The sequence below is a fragment of the Streptomyces sp. KL116D genome, from assembly GCF_030766975.1.
Classification (GTDB): Bacteria; Actinomycetota; Actinomycetes; order Streptomycetales; family Streptomycetaceae; genus Streptomyces; species Streptomyces longispororuber_A.
In genome coordinates, this window is the sequence record NZ_JASERH010000108.1 from 98,748 (window position 1) to 113,067 (window position 14,320).

Genomic DNA, 14,320 nt, shown 5'->3' on the forward strand with positions numbered 1-14,320 from the left:
CAGACCTGCATACCCAGGCGCGCCGCCGCGGCATAGGTCTCCGACCCCTTGAGCTTCGCCATCGAGCCTCACGAGTGCAGGGCTTCCCCTGAGCCAGAGCGGGCGGCTCGATGGGCCAGCAGTCGCGCGGAATCAATCTCGGTCTGCAGATCCGCCATCGCGTGCGCGAGCGACTGGAAATTGCCGATCGGACGCCCGAAGGCCTCGCGGGTACGCGCTGTACTCGAGCATCTCGTCCAGGGTGGCCTGCGCTGCACCGAGGTAGCCGCCGGTAGTGATCACCTTCTCCAGTTCGATATTGGAGAGCATGACCTTCAGCCCTCATCCTGCGGCCCGACGAGGTTCTTCTTCGGTACGACGACATCATTGAAGAACACCTCGTTCGTACCGAGGATGTGGCGCGCCAGCGTCGGCGTCCGCTTGACCGCCACCCGTCACTGGCGGGGTCGCAGCAGCAGGCTGATGCCGCCGTGCTTGGGCTCGCGCGGGCCGGTGCGCGCATAGGTGGCGATCGTGGTCCCCGGGAGGCCGCCACCCGTGCACCAGGCCTTCTGGCCGCGCACCACATAGTGGTCGCCCTTGTCCTCGGCACTCGTGCGCAGCGCGGCGGCGTCCGATCCGCTGTCGGGCTCACTCAGGCCGACGGCGAGCCGGTGCCGCCCCGTCATCACGCGCTCACGGATGAGCGCCCTCTGCTCTTCGCTGCCCCACCGGAAGACCGTGATGCCCGGGGATCAGGACTCCGATGTAGCACATGGCGACATCGAAGCTCGCCGCGGCAGTTCCTCGGCGATGACGATGAGTTCAAGCGGCCCGCCACCGTCCCCACCCTCCACACTCCGAGAACGGCGGCGAGAACCAGCCCATGTCGGCCATCCCCTCGAAGAGGCCGGCCGGCACGATGCCCTGTTCGTCCCACTCCTTAGCCTTCTCCGCCGGGCGGACGTCCCGTACGAAGTCGCGCGCTGTCGCCCGCAGCATCTCCTGCTCGTCAGTAAGCCCGAAGTCCACAACAACCCCCTCCAGCCGATCAATCATCTAACTACTTTTACTATATCAGCTGCTAGGGTCGGGAGGGCGCAGATCTGCTGCCAGGTGGCTTCGGGAACCGCCAGCGGGGGTCGAACACGGACTGCCCGGCGGCGCTACGCCTTCGGCGCGAACAACTCGGCCGCCCGCGCCCGCAGTCGGGACTTCAGAACCTTCATGCTCGCGTTGCGCGGGAGATCCGCCACGACCGCCGCGTGCCTGGGCGTCTTGAAGTTGGCGATGCGGCCTCGCGCCCACGCCAGCAAGGCCTCAGGGGACAGCGACGCGGCGGGCCTGAGCACAATGAAGGCGGCAGGCACCTCACCGAGCCGCGCGTCGACCACTCCACCACAGCGACGGCCGCCACGGCCGGAGTGTTCACCAGGATGCGTTCGACCTCCGCGGGATAGACGTTGAACCCGCCGACGGGGACGACATCCTTCTTCCGGTCGGTGATACGGACGAAGCCCCGCTCGTCCTTCGTCGCGATATCCCGGTGTGCAGCCAGCCGTCAGCGGTGATCGCCGCGGCGGTCGCGGCAGAGTCACTGCCAGTAGCCCCGCATCACGTTGAAGCCCCGACACAGCAGTTCGCCCGGCGTGCCGGGCGGGACTTCCGCGCCCTTCTCGTCGACGATTTTGGGCTCGACGTCAAGCGCCGCACGACCGACCGTCGAGCACAGCGTCTCGAACGGGTCCACGGTCGGATATGTCGTGGTGGTCAGCGACGTGGCTTCGGTCAGGCCGTACGAGCTGGTGGTGATCTCCACCCGCAGCTCGTCCGGATCCGGCGCATCAGCGCGGGGTCGACGGCCGCGGATGCCGCCAGGGCCACACGGAGAGAGGAGAGATCGCGTCCCGTCGCTCGCGGGCGAGTCGAGCAGGTCCCGGAAGAGAGTCGGCGGCCCCGTAATTACGCTGATGCGCTCTCGCTCGATCGTGTCCAGGACCTCGTCCGGCGAGAGACCGCCTCGGGGAGAGCGGTGACCCCATGCACGATGCAGGCCATCCATCCTCCCTTATAGCCGAAGGTGTGGAAGAACGGCGGGATGACGAGTGGCGGTCGCCGTGGCGGAAGTCCAGCACTTTGCTGAACCAGCCATGTGCACGCAGTGATTGACCATGCGTCAGCATTACGCCTTTGGTCGCCCGGTCGTCCCTGAGGTGAACATGATGTCCGATAGATCGTCCGCGGACACCGCGTCAATGGAACGCTGAGCCTCCGCGGCGTCCGCGTCCTCGCCGGACGCGATGAACTCCTCCAGGACAGCCGGCCCGGCCCGGCCGGGCCGGAGCGGTGACCACCCGCCCCGACTCCAGTAGTTCGGGCACAAGCTGTGCCTCGCGGAGCATTCCCGGGTAGTCGTGCGAGGAAGTCGGTGACGGTGACGAGCGCCTTCGCGCTGCGTTCGAGTACGTGGCCGCTGCACCCGCGGTGAGCCGTGTGTTCACGGGCACCAGAGGCGGCACCGGCTCCGTGCACTCCGAGGGCGGCCAGTATCCAGCGCGCACTGTTCAGGGCCCAGACTGCGACACGGTCTGCCCTCACGTCACGCCGAGCGCCGACATCGCCCGGACGACGGACACCATCGCGTCCTCGAGCTCGGCGAAGGTCAGGCGCAGAGCGCCGTCGACCACGGCCTCCGTGTCCCCGTACCGCCGTGCCGCCACGCGTACGGCGTTCGGGATGGAAACGAGTTCCTTGTCGTAGCGGACCCTGAGCTGCTCAGGGACGTAGCTCCACGCGTCTTCACCGGCCCCGGTGTCGGCCACTCCTGCCCTCCCTGCCCATGGCACGCCGACCCGGAGCGCGGCTCGACGCGATGTCGTCGTCCGCGTCAGGCGTGGTCCGTCGCGACAAACCCCGAACGCACCTCGCCACGCCGGACCTTTCCGGACCCGGTCATGGGGAACTCGACGACGAACTGCCAACTCCGGGGAACCTTGAACGATGCGAGGCTGCGCGCCGCGCGTACTCCTGCAAGTCGCAGCAGTCCGCTTCCGCGCACCGGCGCGCAGCTGGACGCTGGCGGCCTCGGACTCTCCGAGGCCGCGGATCCGCCAGTCCGACCACCACAGCGGTCACGACGTCCGGATGCCGCTCCAGGACTTCCTCGACCTCTCGCGGGTTCTGCGTTCTCGCCGCCACGAGGCGATCACTTCACGTGTCCGCCCGTGAAAAGTGATCATCCCGCGCTCGTCCATGCTGCACATGTCCCCGTGCTCAACCAGCCGTCCTCGTCGATGACGGACGCGGTCTCCTGAGGCATGTCGTGGCGTGGCCGGCCATGTTCAGAGGGGACGGATCAGCAGTTCGCCGGCTCCCAGCGCCGCGAGCTGAGCCCAGTGCCCGCAGCGGCCGATTTTCATCTCACGCGGTGAGAGGGGCGTCCGAGCCGCTGCGCCTGTCCTCCGGCTTGTCATCGATAGTGTCGGTGGCTTGCAGGCAGCGGGGCTCTCGGACTGGCCATAGCCGATGATCAGTTGGACGCCGAGCGCCCGCTCAGAAGTCCTCGACCACGTGCGCGAGACGGTCGCTCCGCCGCCCATCGCCACTCGCAGTGCGCTCAGGTCGAAACTGCCGAGATCCGGATGGCGCAGCAGGTCGGTCACCATGGTGGGGACCAGCGGGATGGTCGTCGGTCCGCTCCATCACTCTCAGCAGAGTGTCGGCATCAAAGCGGGGCGCGGTGACCAGCGTGCCCGCGCATTCATGACCAGGACCCCGCACACCGAGGCACCGACGTGATGCAGCGGCAGCAGTGAGCACATGATGACCTCATATTCCGCGCCGGTGCGCTGCCGGTCGAGGCCGAAACGCGCGGTGTTGACGCACGCGAGGTGTGAGAGCACGGCAGCCCTTGCAGGACGGCCGTGGTGCCGGAGGTGTACTGGACCAGCAGGATCATCTGCGGAGACCTCGGGCAGGCTCGTGCGGTACGCGCCGCCCCTGCTCCAGGGAGCCGAGCCGAAGGTCGGGCGGAGAGCTGCAGGAAGGCTCGAGGCCAGCTTCTGCGCCACTCTCCAGCAGCGGCCGCCCGCGATGGTCCATCCGAGGCAAGCAGCAACCGCGCACCAGCCCTGCCGTCTGGTCAGGCCGCACTCCGCGTCTGCGAGTGAGGTGTTCGGCGAAGTACGAGCACCACGCCTGCCAATGCGCGGGCGTATTGAGAGCCACCACCCAAGGCACAGAGTTGGCGCCCCACACTGCCACCTTCTCACCGGGGGCGACACGCTCCAGCATCCGGTGCGCCGCCCGTGTTGCCCGCTCCGCCTGAGTCCGCTGGTCAGGCGGTCCAGATCTGCCCCGTCTGAGAACTTGGATCGCTGGCCGGTCGGGTGAGCCTCGGCGTTGCGCAACAGCAATCCCCCACTGTTCTCCACAGCTCCGGCCCAGTGTCAGCCGGCCAGTGCGCTTCGGAAAGTGAGGTTTCATCGGACAGACGATGCGGCAATGTCGCCTCCTGTAGATGCGGGTTCGGGTGCCCACGAGGTCGTGCGCACGCAAGCGCGCCCAGAGCAACAGAGGCGCGGCATCGAACTCGTTAATCCGCCGTGGCAGCCTATTGCAAAGAGCTAGATTCGGATATAGATATAACTCATTGAGTTTCTCACGCAACCCTGCTTGTGGCCTTGATGCCCGAGGCTGTGCGACGGACGCCGGCGCGGACACCAGGGATATGCAGGGCGCGGGATCTCCCGCTCGCCTGCATACAAGATCGACCTCCCTCAGGAGAGCGAAGCCCTGAGGGCCTGAGCCGCGGAAGGGACGTCACGATGACTGCAGTCGACTCCCTGCCTTCCGGGAGCAGCAAGAGGAACCACAGCCCGGACTACCCACGCATCCACCGGACTGCCCTGTGCAAGAAGACCTCGTACCGAAGGACGACTACATCGATCCCCGCTATGTCGCACTGGAGAAGGAGCGTCTCTGGCCGGACGTATGGCAGGTCGCCTGCCGCGAGGAGGAGATCCCCAAAGCCGGGAACTTCGTAACCTTCGATGTCGCGGACGAATCCATCATCGTGATCCGCCTGGCCACGGGCGAGATCAAGGCCTACTACAACGCCTGTCAGCACCGCCGCCGAGGCTGACCGAGGGCTGCGGCACCGCCCAGCACTTCTTCTGCCGCTACCACGGCTGGCGTTGGAACCTGGACGGCAGCGTCCGCGAGGTGGTGGACCCGCAGGACTGGGGCGACCGGATCAGCAACGACGCGCTCTGCGGCTCAAGGAGCCCCGGGTCGACACCTGGGGCGGGTTCGTCTTCATCACCATGAACCCGACGCCGAGCCCCTGCGCGACTACCTCGCACCCGTGCCCGAGGTGTTCGACCCGTTCGAGTTCGAGAAGTTTCGCTTCCGCGTGGTACAAGACCGTCGTACTGCCCTGCAACTGGAAGACCGCGCTCGAAGCCTTCAATGAGGGCTACCACGTCCAGACCACCCACCCCAGCTGCTGCGGAACACCGACGACCAGACCCGCAGCAGCAGCCTCGCGGCAAGCACTCCACCTTCACGGGGGCGGAGGACAACCGGCCCCTGGGAGCGCCCTCCCGGCGGCTGGGGCAGCCGTTCCCGAAGGACCTGCGGCCGGGTGTGGTCACCTTCCTGGAGTTGATGGAGAAGCGGCTCAAGGCGATCTGGACGCCTCGCGACGTCACCGCCGCACACCGCCTCATGACGGACCTCGACGAGGCGGACGGCGCCGACGGTGCGCGGGTGATGGGGGCGCTCATGGCTTTCGCCGCCGAGGAGGCGGAGAAGGAAGGCGCTGGCTGGCCCAAGCTCTCCGCGGAGAACCTCATCCGCGCCGGCCAGACTGGCACATCTTCCCCAACCTCATCGTTCTGCCGTACCCGGACGGGGCCCTGTGGTATCGAGCCCGCCCGAACGGCGCCGACCCGACAGCTGCGTCTTCGACGTCTGGTCGCTCATGCGCTACGCACCGGGCGCGGAGCCCGAGCTCAAGAGGGAGTTCTACAACGACTGGCGCGACAGCGACAGTTGGGGACGGATCCTTGAGCAGGACTTCGAGAACCTCGCCGCCGTCCAGCAGGGCATGAAGTCCCGGGGCTTTCCTGGCTCCCGGCCCAGCCCGAAGCAAGAGGTGGCGATCAGCAATCTGCACAGAGTGCTGCACGAGTACTACTACAACGACATTCCTCCGGCGCGGGGCACGAGAGTCAAGGCCGAGCGGCAGGTGGACGGACGAAGGCGGAGGTGCGTCGATGACGGAACTTGCGACCGATACCGAGGCAGGCTGGGACGCGGTCTCCGATCTCGTCGTGGTGGGCAGTGGTGGCGGGTCACTGTGCGCCGCGCTGACGGCGAGACGGGGCGGGCTGCAGCCTCTTGTGCTGGAGAAGACCGATGTGGTCGGCGGGTCCACCGCCATGTCCGGCGGCATCATCTGGCTGCCGAACAACCCGGTGTCCCGGCGCGCGGGTGTCCGCGACAGCCTTGACGACGCCCGGCGCTACTTCGCCGCATCGGTCGGCGACGCCGGGCCCGCGACCTCCCAGGCACGCGTCGAGGCCTTCTTGAACGCCGTCGAACCGATGACGGAATTCCTGCTGGAGCACGGCGTCCCTCTCCGCCACTGCGAGGGCTACTCGGACTACTACGACGAGCCGCCCGGCGGCAAGGCGCGCAGCCGCTCGCTCGAGGCCGAGCTGTTCGATGTCCATCAACTCGGGCCTTGGCGCGCCAAGTTCCGGGCCCGCATCGACATCCCGCCCATTCCGCTCTACACCAGTGAAGTCGCGCCGATGTCCCTGGCGCCCCGCACCCTGAAATCGGTGATCACGGCCGCCAAGGTGGTCGCGCGTGCGATCTCCGCGAAGGTCACGGGGCGCGACCTGCGCGGTTCCGGGGCGGCCCTGCAGGGCTGGATGCTGCTGGCCGCACTACGGGCCGAAGTTCCCATCTGGACGAACACCCGCGGTCGACCTCGTCGTCGAGGACGGCCGTGTGGTCGGCGTGCTGGCCGAGCGGGACGGCCGCCGCATCAGAGGTCCGGGCGCGCAACGGAGTGCTGCTGAACTCGGGTGGCTTCGCACACAACGCGACCATGCGCGAACAGTGGGGCCCGAAACCCGCCTCCACCGCATGGACCTCCGCGAACGAGGGCGACACCGGCGAAATCATCGAGGTCGCCAGTGCGGCACGGCGGAGCGGTGGACCTCATGGACGAGGCCTGGTGGGCGCCCTCGTCGATCCTTCCAGACGGTCGCCGCTGTTCTCCGTCTACGAGCGCTCGAAGCCGTACTCCATGATGGTCGACGCCTCGGGTACCCGGTACGTCAACGAGGCCGCCTCCTACATGGAGGTGGGACAGGCGATGTACGCGCGCCACCAGAAGGTCGGAGCGGTCCCCAGCTGGTTCATCATGGATTCGAACAACCGGCAGCGCCATCTGTGGGGAATGACGCCCGGCGGCATTACGCCGCGCAAGTGGATCACCTCGAGCTACATGAAGAAGGACAACACCGTGGAGGGCCTCGGCGGCCCAGTGCGGCATCGACCCCGAGGGGCTGCGCGCCACCGTGGAGCAGTACAACGCTGCGGCGGCACACGGCAAGGACCCCGAGTTCCACAAGGGGGACCGGGCCTACGACCGCTACTACGGCGACCCCACGGTCAGGCCGAACCCCTGTGTGGCACCGCTCACCAAGCCTCCCTTCTACGGCGTCGAGATCTACCCGGGCGACGTCGGCACCTCCGGAGGACTGATCACGGACGAGCATGCCCGGGTGCTCCGGGAGGACGGCGCGCCGATCCCCGGCCTGTACGCGACCGGCAACTGTACGGCCGCTATCACGGGCCACACCTACACAGGTGCCGGGGCCAGCGTCGCCGCCTCCTTCATCTTCGGTTGGGTGGCCACCCACCACATGATCGACACCACCGCAAGGAGTACCTCCGTTGCCTGAGTCGACAGACGCTTCGCCCGCAGTACCGAACGGCTCACCGCTCGTCGAGATCTACCGCACTGCCGCCCTGATCCACCGCGCTGACGAACGGCTTCGTGGCATGCTCACCTCCGGTGAACTCGCTGCGGCCTACTACTCGCCGCGTGGAGCAGGAGATCCTCGCTGCGTCCCTGTCACACGCAGGTGTCCGCGACGAGGACTACCTGGTCACCACGTACCGCGGCATGCATGACCAGATCGCCAAGGGCATGCCCCTCGAGCTGCTGTTCGCGGAGATCTTCGGCAAGGCCACGGGAGCCTGCAAGGGCAGGGCGGCCCCATGCACGTCACGCACCCCGAAACCGGTGTAATGGTCACTACCGGCATCGTCGGCAGCGGACTGCCGATCGGCGTGGGCCTTGCCACCTCGTCGGACCTCCGCAAGGACGGCCGCGTCACGGTGGTCTGCTTCGGTGACGGAGCCAGCAACATCGGCGCCTTCCACGAGTCGCTCAACCTCGCCTCGCTGTGGAAGCTGCCCATCGTCTTCGTCTGCCAGAACAACCTGTACGCCGAGTCCACCGCATACGCCCATGGCACGACCGCCGAGCACATCGCGGACCGGGCCGCCGGTTACGGGATGCCCGGCGTGACGGTTAACGGCAATGATCCACAGGAGTCACTCGACGCGTTCACAGCCGCCGTGGAGCGGGCCAGGTCCGGGGGTGGTCCGACGCTTGTCGAAGCGGTCACGTACCGCTTCATGGGTCACTACTTCGGTGACCCGGGCGCCTACATGGACCGCGGGGAGTACGACAAGGCTCTGGAGGCCGACCCGGTGCCCGCGCTCCGCGCGCTGCTGAAGGAACGCGGTCTGGCCACCGAGGAGCAGTTGCTCGCCATGGAGGGCGACATCGCGGCACAGGTGGAGGGTGCCGTGGAGTTCGCCACGGAGAGCCCCTACCCCGGTCCGGAGGAGCTCCGCCTGGATGTCTACCGCGAAGAGGTGCCCGCGTGACCGACCGCAGCCAACGCAGCAAGAAGATCTCGTTCCAGCAGGGCTGCACGATGGCCCTCGACGAAGCCATGGCGACCGACAGCTCCGTCTTCCTTCTCGGCGAGGACGTCGCCGACCGGGAGGGCGGAGGGACCTTCAAGGTCACCTCGGGTCTCGCCACCAGTACGGCACCGAGCGGGTCCGTTCGACTCCGATCTCGGAGCAAGCGATCGTCGGCACCGCCGTCGGTGCCGCGGTAGCGCCGGCATGCGTCCGGTCGCCGAGATCATGCTGATGAACTTCATCACGCTCGGCCTCGACCAGCTGGTGAACCACGCGGCCAAGCTCCGCTTCATGTCCGGCGGACTCACAGGAGTTCCGCTGACCATCCGCACGGCCATCGGGGGCAGGCGGCGGCACCGGCGGCCAGCATTCGGACATGTTGGAGGCCTGAAAGCTCGCCCACGTGCCGGGGCTCAAGGTCGTGGTGCCCTCCTCCCTGCCGAGGCCAAGGGGCTGCTGCTGTCCTGCATCGAGGACGACGACCCCTGCGTGTGCGTCGAGCACACGCAGCTCTACTGGACGAAGGGCGCGCCCCGGAGCCGGGGCTGCGCATTCCCCGGGCAAGGCCCATGTGGCCAGACAGGGCAGCGACGTCTCCGTGATCACCTATGGCCGACCAGTGGGCCAGGTCCTGGAGCTGGCCGAGAAGCTGGCCGACGACGGGATCAGCGTGGAAGTCATCGACCTCCGCACCATCTCTCCGTTGGACGAGGAGACCGTCCTGGCATCGGTGGCGTCCACCGGACGTGCCGTCATCGTCCACGAGGCGGTCGGCCAGTTCGGCGTGGGCGCCCAGAGTCTCCGCGCGGATCGGCGAGGAACTGCTTGGCCAGCTGCACTCCCCTGTGGTTCGGGTCACCTCGGTGAACAGCCCCGTGCCGTTCTCCAGGGCACTGGAGGAGGAGTACCTGTACAAGATCTCCGACGTGGAGAGTGCGATCAGGAAGTCGGTGTCATGAGCGGAGTGGTCGTCCTGGTCAAACTCCCCAAGCTCGGACTCACCATGCAGGAGGGCGAGTTGGCGGAGTGGCTCGTCGCGGATGGCGACACCGTTGAGTCCGACAGCCCATCTACTCGATGTCCACAGACAAGGTGGAGCACGAGATCGAGTCCCCAGCCGCAGGAACCATCCACTTGATTGGCGAGGAGGACACCTCCTCACAAGGTGGGCGAGGTTCTGGCGAAAATCACGCCCAGCTAGCTCGCTTCCTGCTCTTACAGGGAAGCCGCCAGCACACGGTGTCCGTGCAGCACCGAGTGCAACGGACTACGGAGAGGAAGGGCAGAGCTCTCCGTAGTCATCTCGCGGCGAGGGAGCCCCCGGTTGTCCGGCGGGCTCCCGCGTCGGGTGCTCAGCGCACCGTTCGGATGGGCAGGATGCTCAGCGCACCGAAGGCCACTAGGACGACGCCGACGACGAACAGCGCACTGTAGCCGCCGAGGACCGCGATGACCGCCGCGGCGACTGCGGGAGCCAGGGCCTGCGGCAGTGCGTTGGCGACGTTGAGGACCCCATGTCCTTGGCCGCATCGTCGGGCCTGGGCAGTACCTGCGTCATCAGAGGCGGTGTCGACGGCCATGTACATCCCGAACGCACAGCCGCTGACGATCGAATACGCGAACATCGACGCTTCACTGTGGAAGACGAACGGCATGGCGGGGGCGACGCACATGCCCAGGCTGGAGGCGATGACAAAGGGCTTGCGGCGTCCGACGCGGTCGGACCACGGGCCGGACACGACGATCATCACGATCATTCGGGCAGCATCGCCACACTCAGCAGCGGCACCACAGCTCGTTGGCGCGATCGCGGGTCAGGCCCAGGTAGTCGTCGAGGATGTACAGCTGGTACGAGTAGACGACGTAGTAGCCGAGAATCAGCAGGAAGCGACCGAGGAACGCCCAGGCGAAGTCGGGGTGTTGGCGGGGACTGACCCAGAATCCGGCGAGGAAGGTCTTCCAGCGGAACGGTTCGCCTTCCGGGGCGGAGGCGGCGGGCTCCTTGTTGAGGAGCAGGAAGACCGCCGTGCCGACGACGACGAGGACACCGAAGAAGGCGAAGCCGAGGCCGAGCGCGTGGGCAAAGGCAGCCGCGACTGCCGTGCCCACGATCCCACCGAGCATCTGCGCCAGGCCGGCGGCGGAGGAGAAGACACCGCGCCGGTGTTCAGGGGTGCGGTCGGGGATGACGGCGGTCAGAGGTGCTTGCAGGCCGTTGAGGCGACCTGCAGCGAAAGTCCAGGCGACGCCGATCCACAGCAAGTTGTTGCCGAGGCCGACCGCTATGAGGGAGAGCCCGCCAAGCAGGGCACCACCGGCCATCCAGGGCGCGCGTCGGCCGAAGCGGCCATAGGTGCGGTCCGAGAGTGCGCCGGCGATGGGGTTGGCGAGCATGGCGCCGAACGCGCCGACCGCGCTGATGACGCCGAGAGAGGTGGACTTGTTGTGAGGGTCCACGTCGGCGACGAGATTCGCGAGGAGGATCGCGGGAACAGCGCCGTAGACAGCGTAGAGAGCGACGCTGTTGGCCATCAGACCGGTGAGAGGCGGCGTTCGCCCGGCACACGAGTCTTGCCTGCGGGGACTTCGGCGGGGGCGATCGGCTCGGGACCAGGGGGTGCATGTGTCGCGACGACCTCGTTGTCGTGCCGGAGGAAGGGAAGGGAACAGCAGCCTCAGCTGGTCAATCGCCCCTGCGCTGCAGGCAGGTCGGCGCGGTTGCTGCGGTGGTTCAGGAAGAACTGCCAGGCCAGTTCTGTCGCGTTGATCTCGTGGGTGACCGGCCCGAGCGCACCGAAGTCCACGTCCGTTCCGGGCCAGGTGTGGCCGTCGCCCCTGACTCGGAAGAGTGCAACCTCGGAGCCGCCACGACAGGCCTGGTACGAGATCCTGTCGACGTGCTCGGAGACACGGGTCGTGGTCGGCCTCTTGCGGCGAGTGGTCGTTCTCGGCCCACTGAGCGAGGGCGGTGGGGGTGCCATAGCCCCAGTACGGCGAGCCGCCGCCGTCGTAGGGGTTCACCGGGTCGGCCGTTCCGTGGAAGGTGAGAACGGGGACGGGCTGCTTCGGAGTGCAGGTCCCTGAGGCCGGGACGGTGGCGCCGCTGTCGTCGGTGGCCGGGGTCCCGGCGCGGAGTCCCGATACGGGTGCGACGGCACTGACCCGGTCGGGATGGTCGCAGGCGTACTGGGAGACCATGCGGCCACCGCCGGAATAGCCAGTGGCGAGTACCTGGTGTCGTTCCGCACAGCCACGGGCGGCGAGATCGTCGAGCAGGTCGGTCGAGAACCGCTCGTCGTCGGGGCCTCCGAGCACCGGTGACGCCGGGGACATTCCACTGGTATCCGCGGTCCATCGGCATGATCCCTGGGGAGCGACCGCCAGGAAGCTGTGCCGGTCGGCGGACTTCTCGATGCCGCTGACCAGTACCTGTTCGAGGCGCGGCTCGAACTGCCGTGCAGAGTCAGATGGACAGGCAGTGCACTGCCGTCGAGCATCGGCGGGTCGGTAGACGATCGCCGTGCGCCGCACTCCGCCGCTGCTGATGCTGACCGTGGACTCGCCGGACGGCAGGTGCAACTCTGCTCGGCCGCCCGGGTTGTGACGAGGGCGACGGCAAGTGTGGGTGTGACCAGGGCCAGGGACGAGGCCACGGTGATGGCGCCGAGGAGAGCGGCGCGACGTGCTCGCATAGTGGGACTCCTGAGATTCTGGATGTGTGGGATCGAGGGAGCAAAGAGGTCTGGCGGAAGCCGGCGGCGCGTGAACGGGGCCCAGGAGTGCATGTGGGGTGTCAGGAAGAGGCCCGGCCTGAGGCGGCGCAGGCCGACCGTGACCGTCAGGGGCGGCCTGCGTTGAGCCGAGCGAGGACCTTATCGAGGTCATCGAGAGTGAACGCGCCGCCGGTGAAGCTGAGCAGTCGGCGGACCGGAATGGAGGCCATCATCTCTGGCAATGTCGATGCCGCCGAGGACGTCGCTGTCGGCGACGCCCTCCGGCATCGGCATCAGCGTGCTCAGTACCTCGGCGGCGCCAGGCACGGCCAGCGACCTCGCCCAACGTCGAACTCGGTGTGAGCGGCAGGACGAACTCGTCGCCGGTCACCTCCACGGTGGCCGCCGAACGGATGTCGCGGCTGGAGGCGGCGGCGCGCACCTCGTAGTCGCCGCCTTCAACGACCCAGCGCTCACCGCGGATGTCCCAGTACGCCAGGTCCTCGCGCTCGATCAGCACACGCACTCGCTCACTCTCCCCAGGCGCGAGGTCGACCACCGCGTGGGCCTGAGCTCCTGGACCGGTCGAGTCACCGAGGAGTCCGGCTTGGCGACGTAGAACTGGACGATTTCGCGTCCGGAACGTTCGCCGGTGTTGAGTGACGGTGACACGCGCGGTAATGCCCTGGTCGTCTGCGGCGAGTTGGAGGTCGGCGTAGGCGAACGAGGTGTAGGACAGCCCGTGGCCGAAGGGGAAGGTGACAGGGATCTCGCGGGCGTCGTACCAGCGGTAGCCCACGAACAGGCCCTCGCCGTAAGCGACATGGCTGTGCTCGCCAGGGAAGTCCAGGTAGGCGGGAGTGTCCTGGATCCGCATGGGCACGGTCTCGGTCAGCCGCGCGGACGGGCTGACAAGGCCGAACAGCACGTCGGCGATCGCACCGCCGCCGGCCTGGCCGAGGAGTGCGCCGTCGAAGACAGCCGGAGCGAGGTCGGCGACCGGCGCCAAGCGCAGGGCGCCGCCGTGCGAGAGGACCACGGCGGTGCGCGGCTGGGCACGGACTACCTCAGCCAGCGTCTCCAGCTGTTCCACGGGATTTCGATGTTCTCGCGGTCGAAGCCTCGGACTCTGGTGGGCGGCGAGGCCCAAGAAGACGACCGCTGTCTCGGCCGCGGCGGCGGTGCGGGCAGCCTCGCCCCTCAGGGCGGCGGCGTCCCCGCTGCCGTCCGTGGTGAAACCGGGCGCGTACGTGACGCCGTCGCCTGCGAGGGCGCGGATCTCCTCGAGGGGGATGTCGACGCGGGTGGGATTCACGTGCGAGCTACCGCCGCCCTGGTAGCGCGGGGTCTGCGCGAACTCGCCGATGACGGCGAGGGAGCGTCCCTCGTCGAGCGGCAGTACCGGCCGCTCACCGACCGGGTCGTTCTTCAGCAGTACGACGCGGTGCGCCGCGACCTGTCGAGCCACAGAGTGGTGCGTCTCGGCGTCGAACGCGGTGGGCGGCGCGGCCCTGTCCCGCCTCAGCCTTCGCGGCGGCGAGCGCGATGGTGCGGGCGGCCGCCTGCGCGACGATGTCCGCGTCCAGCTCGCCCGCCTCGACCGCGTC

Annotated in this window: 20 protein-coding genes and 3 pseudogenes; 12 read left to right on the forward strand and 11 right to left on the reverse strand. The window is 67.9% G+C overall.

From position 1 onward, the window contains the following. Window positions 1–68 precede the first annotated feature (68 nt). The 7 genes from RBJ77_RS42040 to RBJ77_RS42070 form a co-directional block, all read right to left on the reverse strand. A complete protein-coding gene (locus tag RBJ77_RS42040; RefSeq protein WP_372349799.1) occupies window positions 69–257 on the reverse strand; it encodes an acyl-CoA dehydrogenase family protein in 189 nt (62 codons plus the stop codon). 177 nt (window positions 258–434) lie between these two features. Next, complete coding sequence (locus tag RBJ77_RS42045) at window positions 435–668, reverse strand: acyl-CoA dehydrogenase family protein (protein ID WP_372349800.1); 234 nt, start codon at window positions 666–668, stop codon at window positions 435–437. Between the two features lie 136 nt (window positions 669–804). Then, the gene (locus tag RBJ77_RS42050) at window positions 805–1,038 is read right to left on the reverse strand and encodes an acyl-CoA dehydrogenase family protein (protein WP_372349801.1); all 234 of its coding nucleotides are present in this window, start codon (window positions 1,036–1,038) and stop codon (window positions 805–807) included. Window positions 1,039–1,145: 107 nt separating this feature from the next. Beyond that, complete coding sequence (locus RBJ77_RS42055) at window positions 1,146–1,373, reverse strand: hypothetical protein (protein WP_372349802.1); 228 nt, start codon at window positions 1,371–1,373, stop codon at window positions 1,146–1,148. A gap of 200 nt (window positions 1,374–1,573) precedes the next feature. After that, window positions 1,574–2,041 (reverse strand): AMP-binding protein, encoded by a 468-nt coding sequence (locus RBJ77_RS42060; protein WP_372349803.1) that lies wholly within the window; start codon window positions 2,039–2,041, stop codon window positions 1,574–1,576. Window positions 2,042–2,573: 532 nt separating this feature from the next. Next, window positions 2,574–2,801, reverse strand: a complete 228-nt coding sequence (locus RBJ77_RS42065) for a hypothetical protein (protein ID WP_372349804.1) — start codon at window positions 2,799–2,801, stop codon at window positions 2,574–2,576. A gap of 519 nt (window positions 2,802–3,320) precedes the next feature. Further along, window positions 3,321–3,662, reverse strand: coding sequence for an AMP-binding protein (locus tag RBJ77_RS42070; protein WP_372349847.1), 342 nt, complete (start codon window positions 3,660–3,662; stop codon window positions 3,321–3,323). A 1,226-nt stretch (window positions 3,663–4,888) separates the two neighbouring features. Here RBJ77_RS42070 and RBJ77_RS42075 point away from each other — a divergent pair. The 11 genes and pseudogenes from RBJ77_RS42075 to RBJ77_RS42125 all read left to right on the forward strand — a co-directional run bounded on the left by RBJ77_RS42075 (window position 4,889) and on the right by RBJ77_RS42125 (window position 10,434). Next, window positions 4,889–5,122: a Rieske 2Fe-2S domain-containing protein gene (locus tag RBJ77_RS42075; protein ID WP_372349805.1), complete on the forward strand. Its 234-nt coding sequence runs from the start codon at window positions 4,889–4,891 to the stop codon at window positions 5,120–5,122. Next, complete coding sequence (locus RBJ77_RS42080) at window positions 5,119–5,307, forward strand: Rieske 2Fe-2S domain-containing protein (protein ID WP_372349848.1); 189 nt, start codon at window positions 5,119–5,121, stop codon at window positions 5,305–5,307. The genes RBJ77_RS42075 and RBJ77_RS42080 overlap by 4 nt, the downstream gene beginning before the upstream one ends. Further along, a pseudogene (locus RBJ77_RS42085) lies at window positions 5,304–6,118 on the forward strand (SRPBCC family protein); the annotation flags it as partial. The gene RBJ77_RS42080 and the pseudogene RBJ77_RS42085, both read left to right, overlap by 4 nt. 139 nt (window positions 6,119–6,257) lie before the next feature. Beyond that, window positions 6,258–7,070: an FAD-binding protein gene (locus RBJ77_RS42090; RefSeq protein WP_372349806.1), complete on the forward strand. Its 813-nt coding sequence runs from the start codon at window positions 6,258–6,260 to the stop codon at window positions 7,068–7,070. Next, window positions 7,061–7,366 (forward strand): annotated as a pseudogene (locus tag RBJ77_RS42095) (FAD-binding protein); the annotation flags it as partial. The gene RBJ77_RS42090 and the pseudogene RBJ77_RS42095, both read left to right, overlap by 10 nt. A gap of 181 nt (window positions 7,367–7,547) precedes the next feature. Then, window positions 7,548–7,961: an FAD-binding protein gene (locus RBJ77_RS42100; RefSeq protein ID WP_372349849.1), complete on the forward strand. Its 414-nt coding sequence runs from the start codon at window positions 7,548–7,550 to the stop codon at window positions 7,959–7,961. A gap of 95 nt (window positions 7,962–8,056) precedes the next feature. Next, entirely contained in the window at window positions 8,057–8,311 is a 255-nt protein-coding gene (locus RBJ77_RS42105) for a thiamine pyrophosphate-dependent enzyme (protein ID WP_372349807.1), read from the forward strand. Next, window positions 8,311–8,958 carry a thiamine pyrophosphate-dependent dehydrogenase E1 component subunit alpha gene (locus RBJ77_RS42110; RefSeq protein WP_372349808.1) on the forward strand — a complete coding sequence of 216 codons (648 nt, stop codon included), beginning with the start codon at window positions 8,311–8,313 and terminating at the stop codon, window positions 8,956–8,958. The genes RBJ77_RS42105 and RBJ77_RS42110 overlap by 1 nt, the downstream gene beginning before the upstream one ends. Next, on the forward strand, window positions 8,955–9,197 hold the full coding sequence (locus RBJ77_RS42115; RefSeq protein ID WP_372349809.1) for a hypothetical protein: 243 nt from the start codon (window positions 8,955–8,957) through the stop codon (window positions 9,195–9,197). The genes RBJ77_RS42110 and RBJ77_RS42115 overlap by 4 nt, the downstream gene beginning before the upstream one ends. A 374-nt stretch (window positions 9,198–9,571) precedes the next feature. Next, window positions 9,572–9,784 (forward strand): annotated as a pseudogene (locus RBJ77_RS42120) (transketolase C-terminal domain-containing protein); the annotation flags it as partial. Between the two features lie 284 nt (window positions 9,785–10,068). Then, a complete protein-coding gene (locus RBJ77_RS42125) occupies window positions 10,069–10,434 on the forward strand; it encodes a hypothetical protein (protein ID WP_372349850.1) in 366 nt (121 codons plus the stop codon). On the opposite strand, the gene RBJ77_RS42130 is transcribed toward RBJ77_RS42125, so the two are convergent. The 3 genes from RBJ77_RS42130 to RBJ77_RS42140 all read right to left on the reverse strand — a co-directional run bounded on the left by RBJ77_RS42130 (window position 10,353) and on the right by RBJ77_RS42140 (window position 11,804). Then, entirely contained in the window at window positions 10,353–10,757 is a 405-nt protein-coding gene (locus RBJ77_RS42130; protein WP_372349810.1) for an MFS transporter, read from the reverse strand. The genes RBJ77_RS42125 and RBJ77_RS42130 overlap by 82 nt on opposite strands. A 19-nt stretch (window positions 10,758–10,776) precedes the next feature. Next, on the reverse strand, window positions 10,777–11,532 hold the full coding sequence (locus tag RBJ77_RS42135; protein ID WP_372349811.1) for an MFS transporter: 756 nt from the start codon (window positions 11,530–11,532) through the stop codon (window positions 10,777–10,779). Between the two features lie 143 nt (window positions 11,533–11,675). Continuing rightward, window positions 11,676–11,804: a hypothetical protein gene (locus tag RBJ77_RS42140; protein WP_372349812.1), complete on the reverse strand. Its 129-nt coding sequence runs from the start codon at window positions 11,802–11,804 to the stop codon at window positions 11,676–11,678. A 367-nt stretch (window positions 11,805–12,171) separates the two neighbouring features. On the opposite strand from RBJ77_RS42140, the gene RBJ77_RS42145 reads away from it, so the two are divergent. Next, window positions 12,172–12,321, forward strand: a complete 150-nt coding sequence (locus RBJ77_RS42145) for a hypothetical protein (protein WP_372349813.1) — start codon at window positions 12,172–12,174, stop codon at window positions 12,319–12,321. Between the two features lie 621 nt (window positions 12,322–12,942). Here RBJ77_RS42145 and RBJ77_RS42150 read toward each other — a convergent pair. Further along, window positions 12,943–14,181: a glycoside hydrolase family 3 C-terminal domain-containing protein gene (locus tag RBJ77_RS42150; protein WP_372349814.1), complete on the reverse strand. Its 1,239-nt coding sequence runs from the start codon at window positions 14,179–14,181 to the stop codon at window positions 12,943–12,945. Between the last annotated feature and the right edge of the window lie 139 nt (window positions 14,182–14,320).

Excerpts from the sequence above, each read along its gene's own strand:
- RBJ77_RS42045 (WP_372349800.1), bottom strand. The coding sequence starts at position 668 with ATGACGGGGCGGCACCGGCTCGCCGTCGGCCTGAGTGAGCCCGACAGC.
- RBJ77_RS42050 (WP_372349801.1), bottom strand. The coding sequence starts at position 1,038 with ATGATTGATCGGCTGGAGGGGGTTGTTGTGGACTTCGGGCTTACTGAC.
- RBJ77_RS42060 (WP_372349803.1), bottom strand. The coding sequence starts at position 2,041 with ATGGATGGCCTGCATCGTGCATGGGGTCACCGCTCTCCCCGAGGCGGT.
- RBJ77_RS42090 (WP_372349806.1), top strand. The coding sequence starts at position 6,258 with ATGACGGAACTTGCGACCGATACCGAGGCAGGCTGGGACGCGGTCTCC.
- RBJ77_RS42110 (WP_372349808.1), top strand. The coding sequence starts at position 8,311 with ATGGTCACTACCGGCATCGTCGGCAGCGGACTGCCGATCGGCGTGGGC.
- RBJ77_RS42130 (WP_372349810.1), bottom strand. The coding sequence starts at position 10,757 with ATGATCGTGATGATCGTCGTGTCCGGCCCGTGGTCCGACCGCGTCGGA.
- RBJ77_RS42135 (WP_372349811.1), bottom strand. The coding sequence starts at position 11,532 with ATGGCCAACAGCGTCGCTCTCTACGCTGTCTACGGCGCTGTTCCCGCG.
- RBJ77_RS42145 (WP_372349813.1), top strand. The coding sequence starts at position 12,172 with ATGGTCGCAGGCGTACTGGGAGACCATGCGGCCACCGCCGGAATAGCC.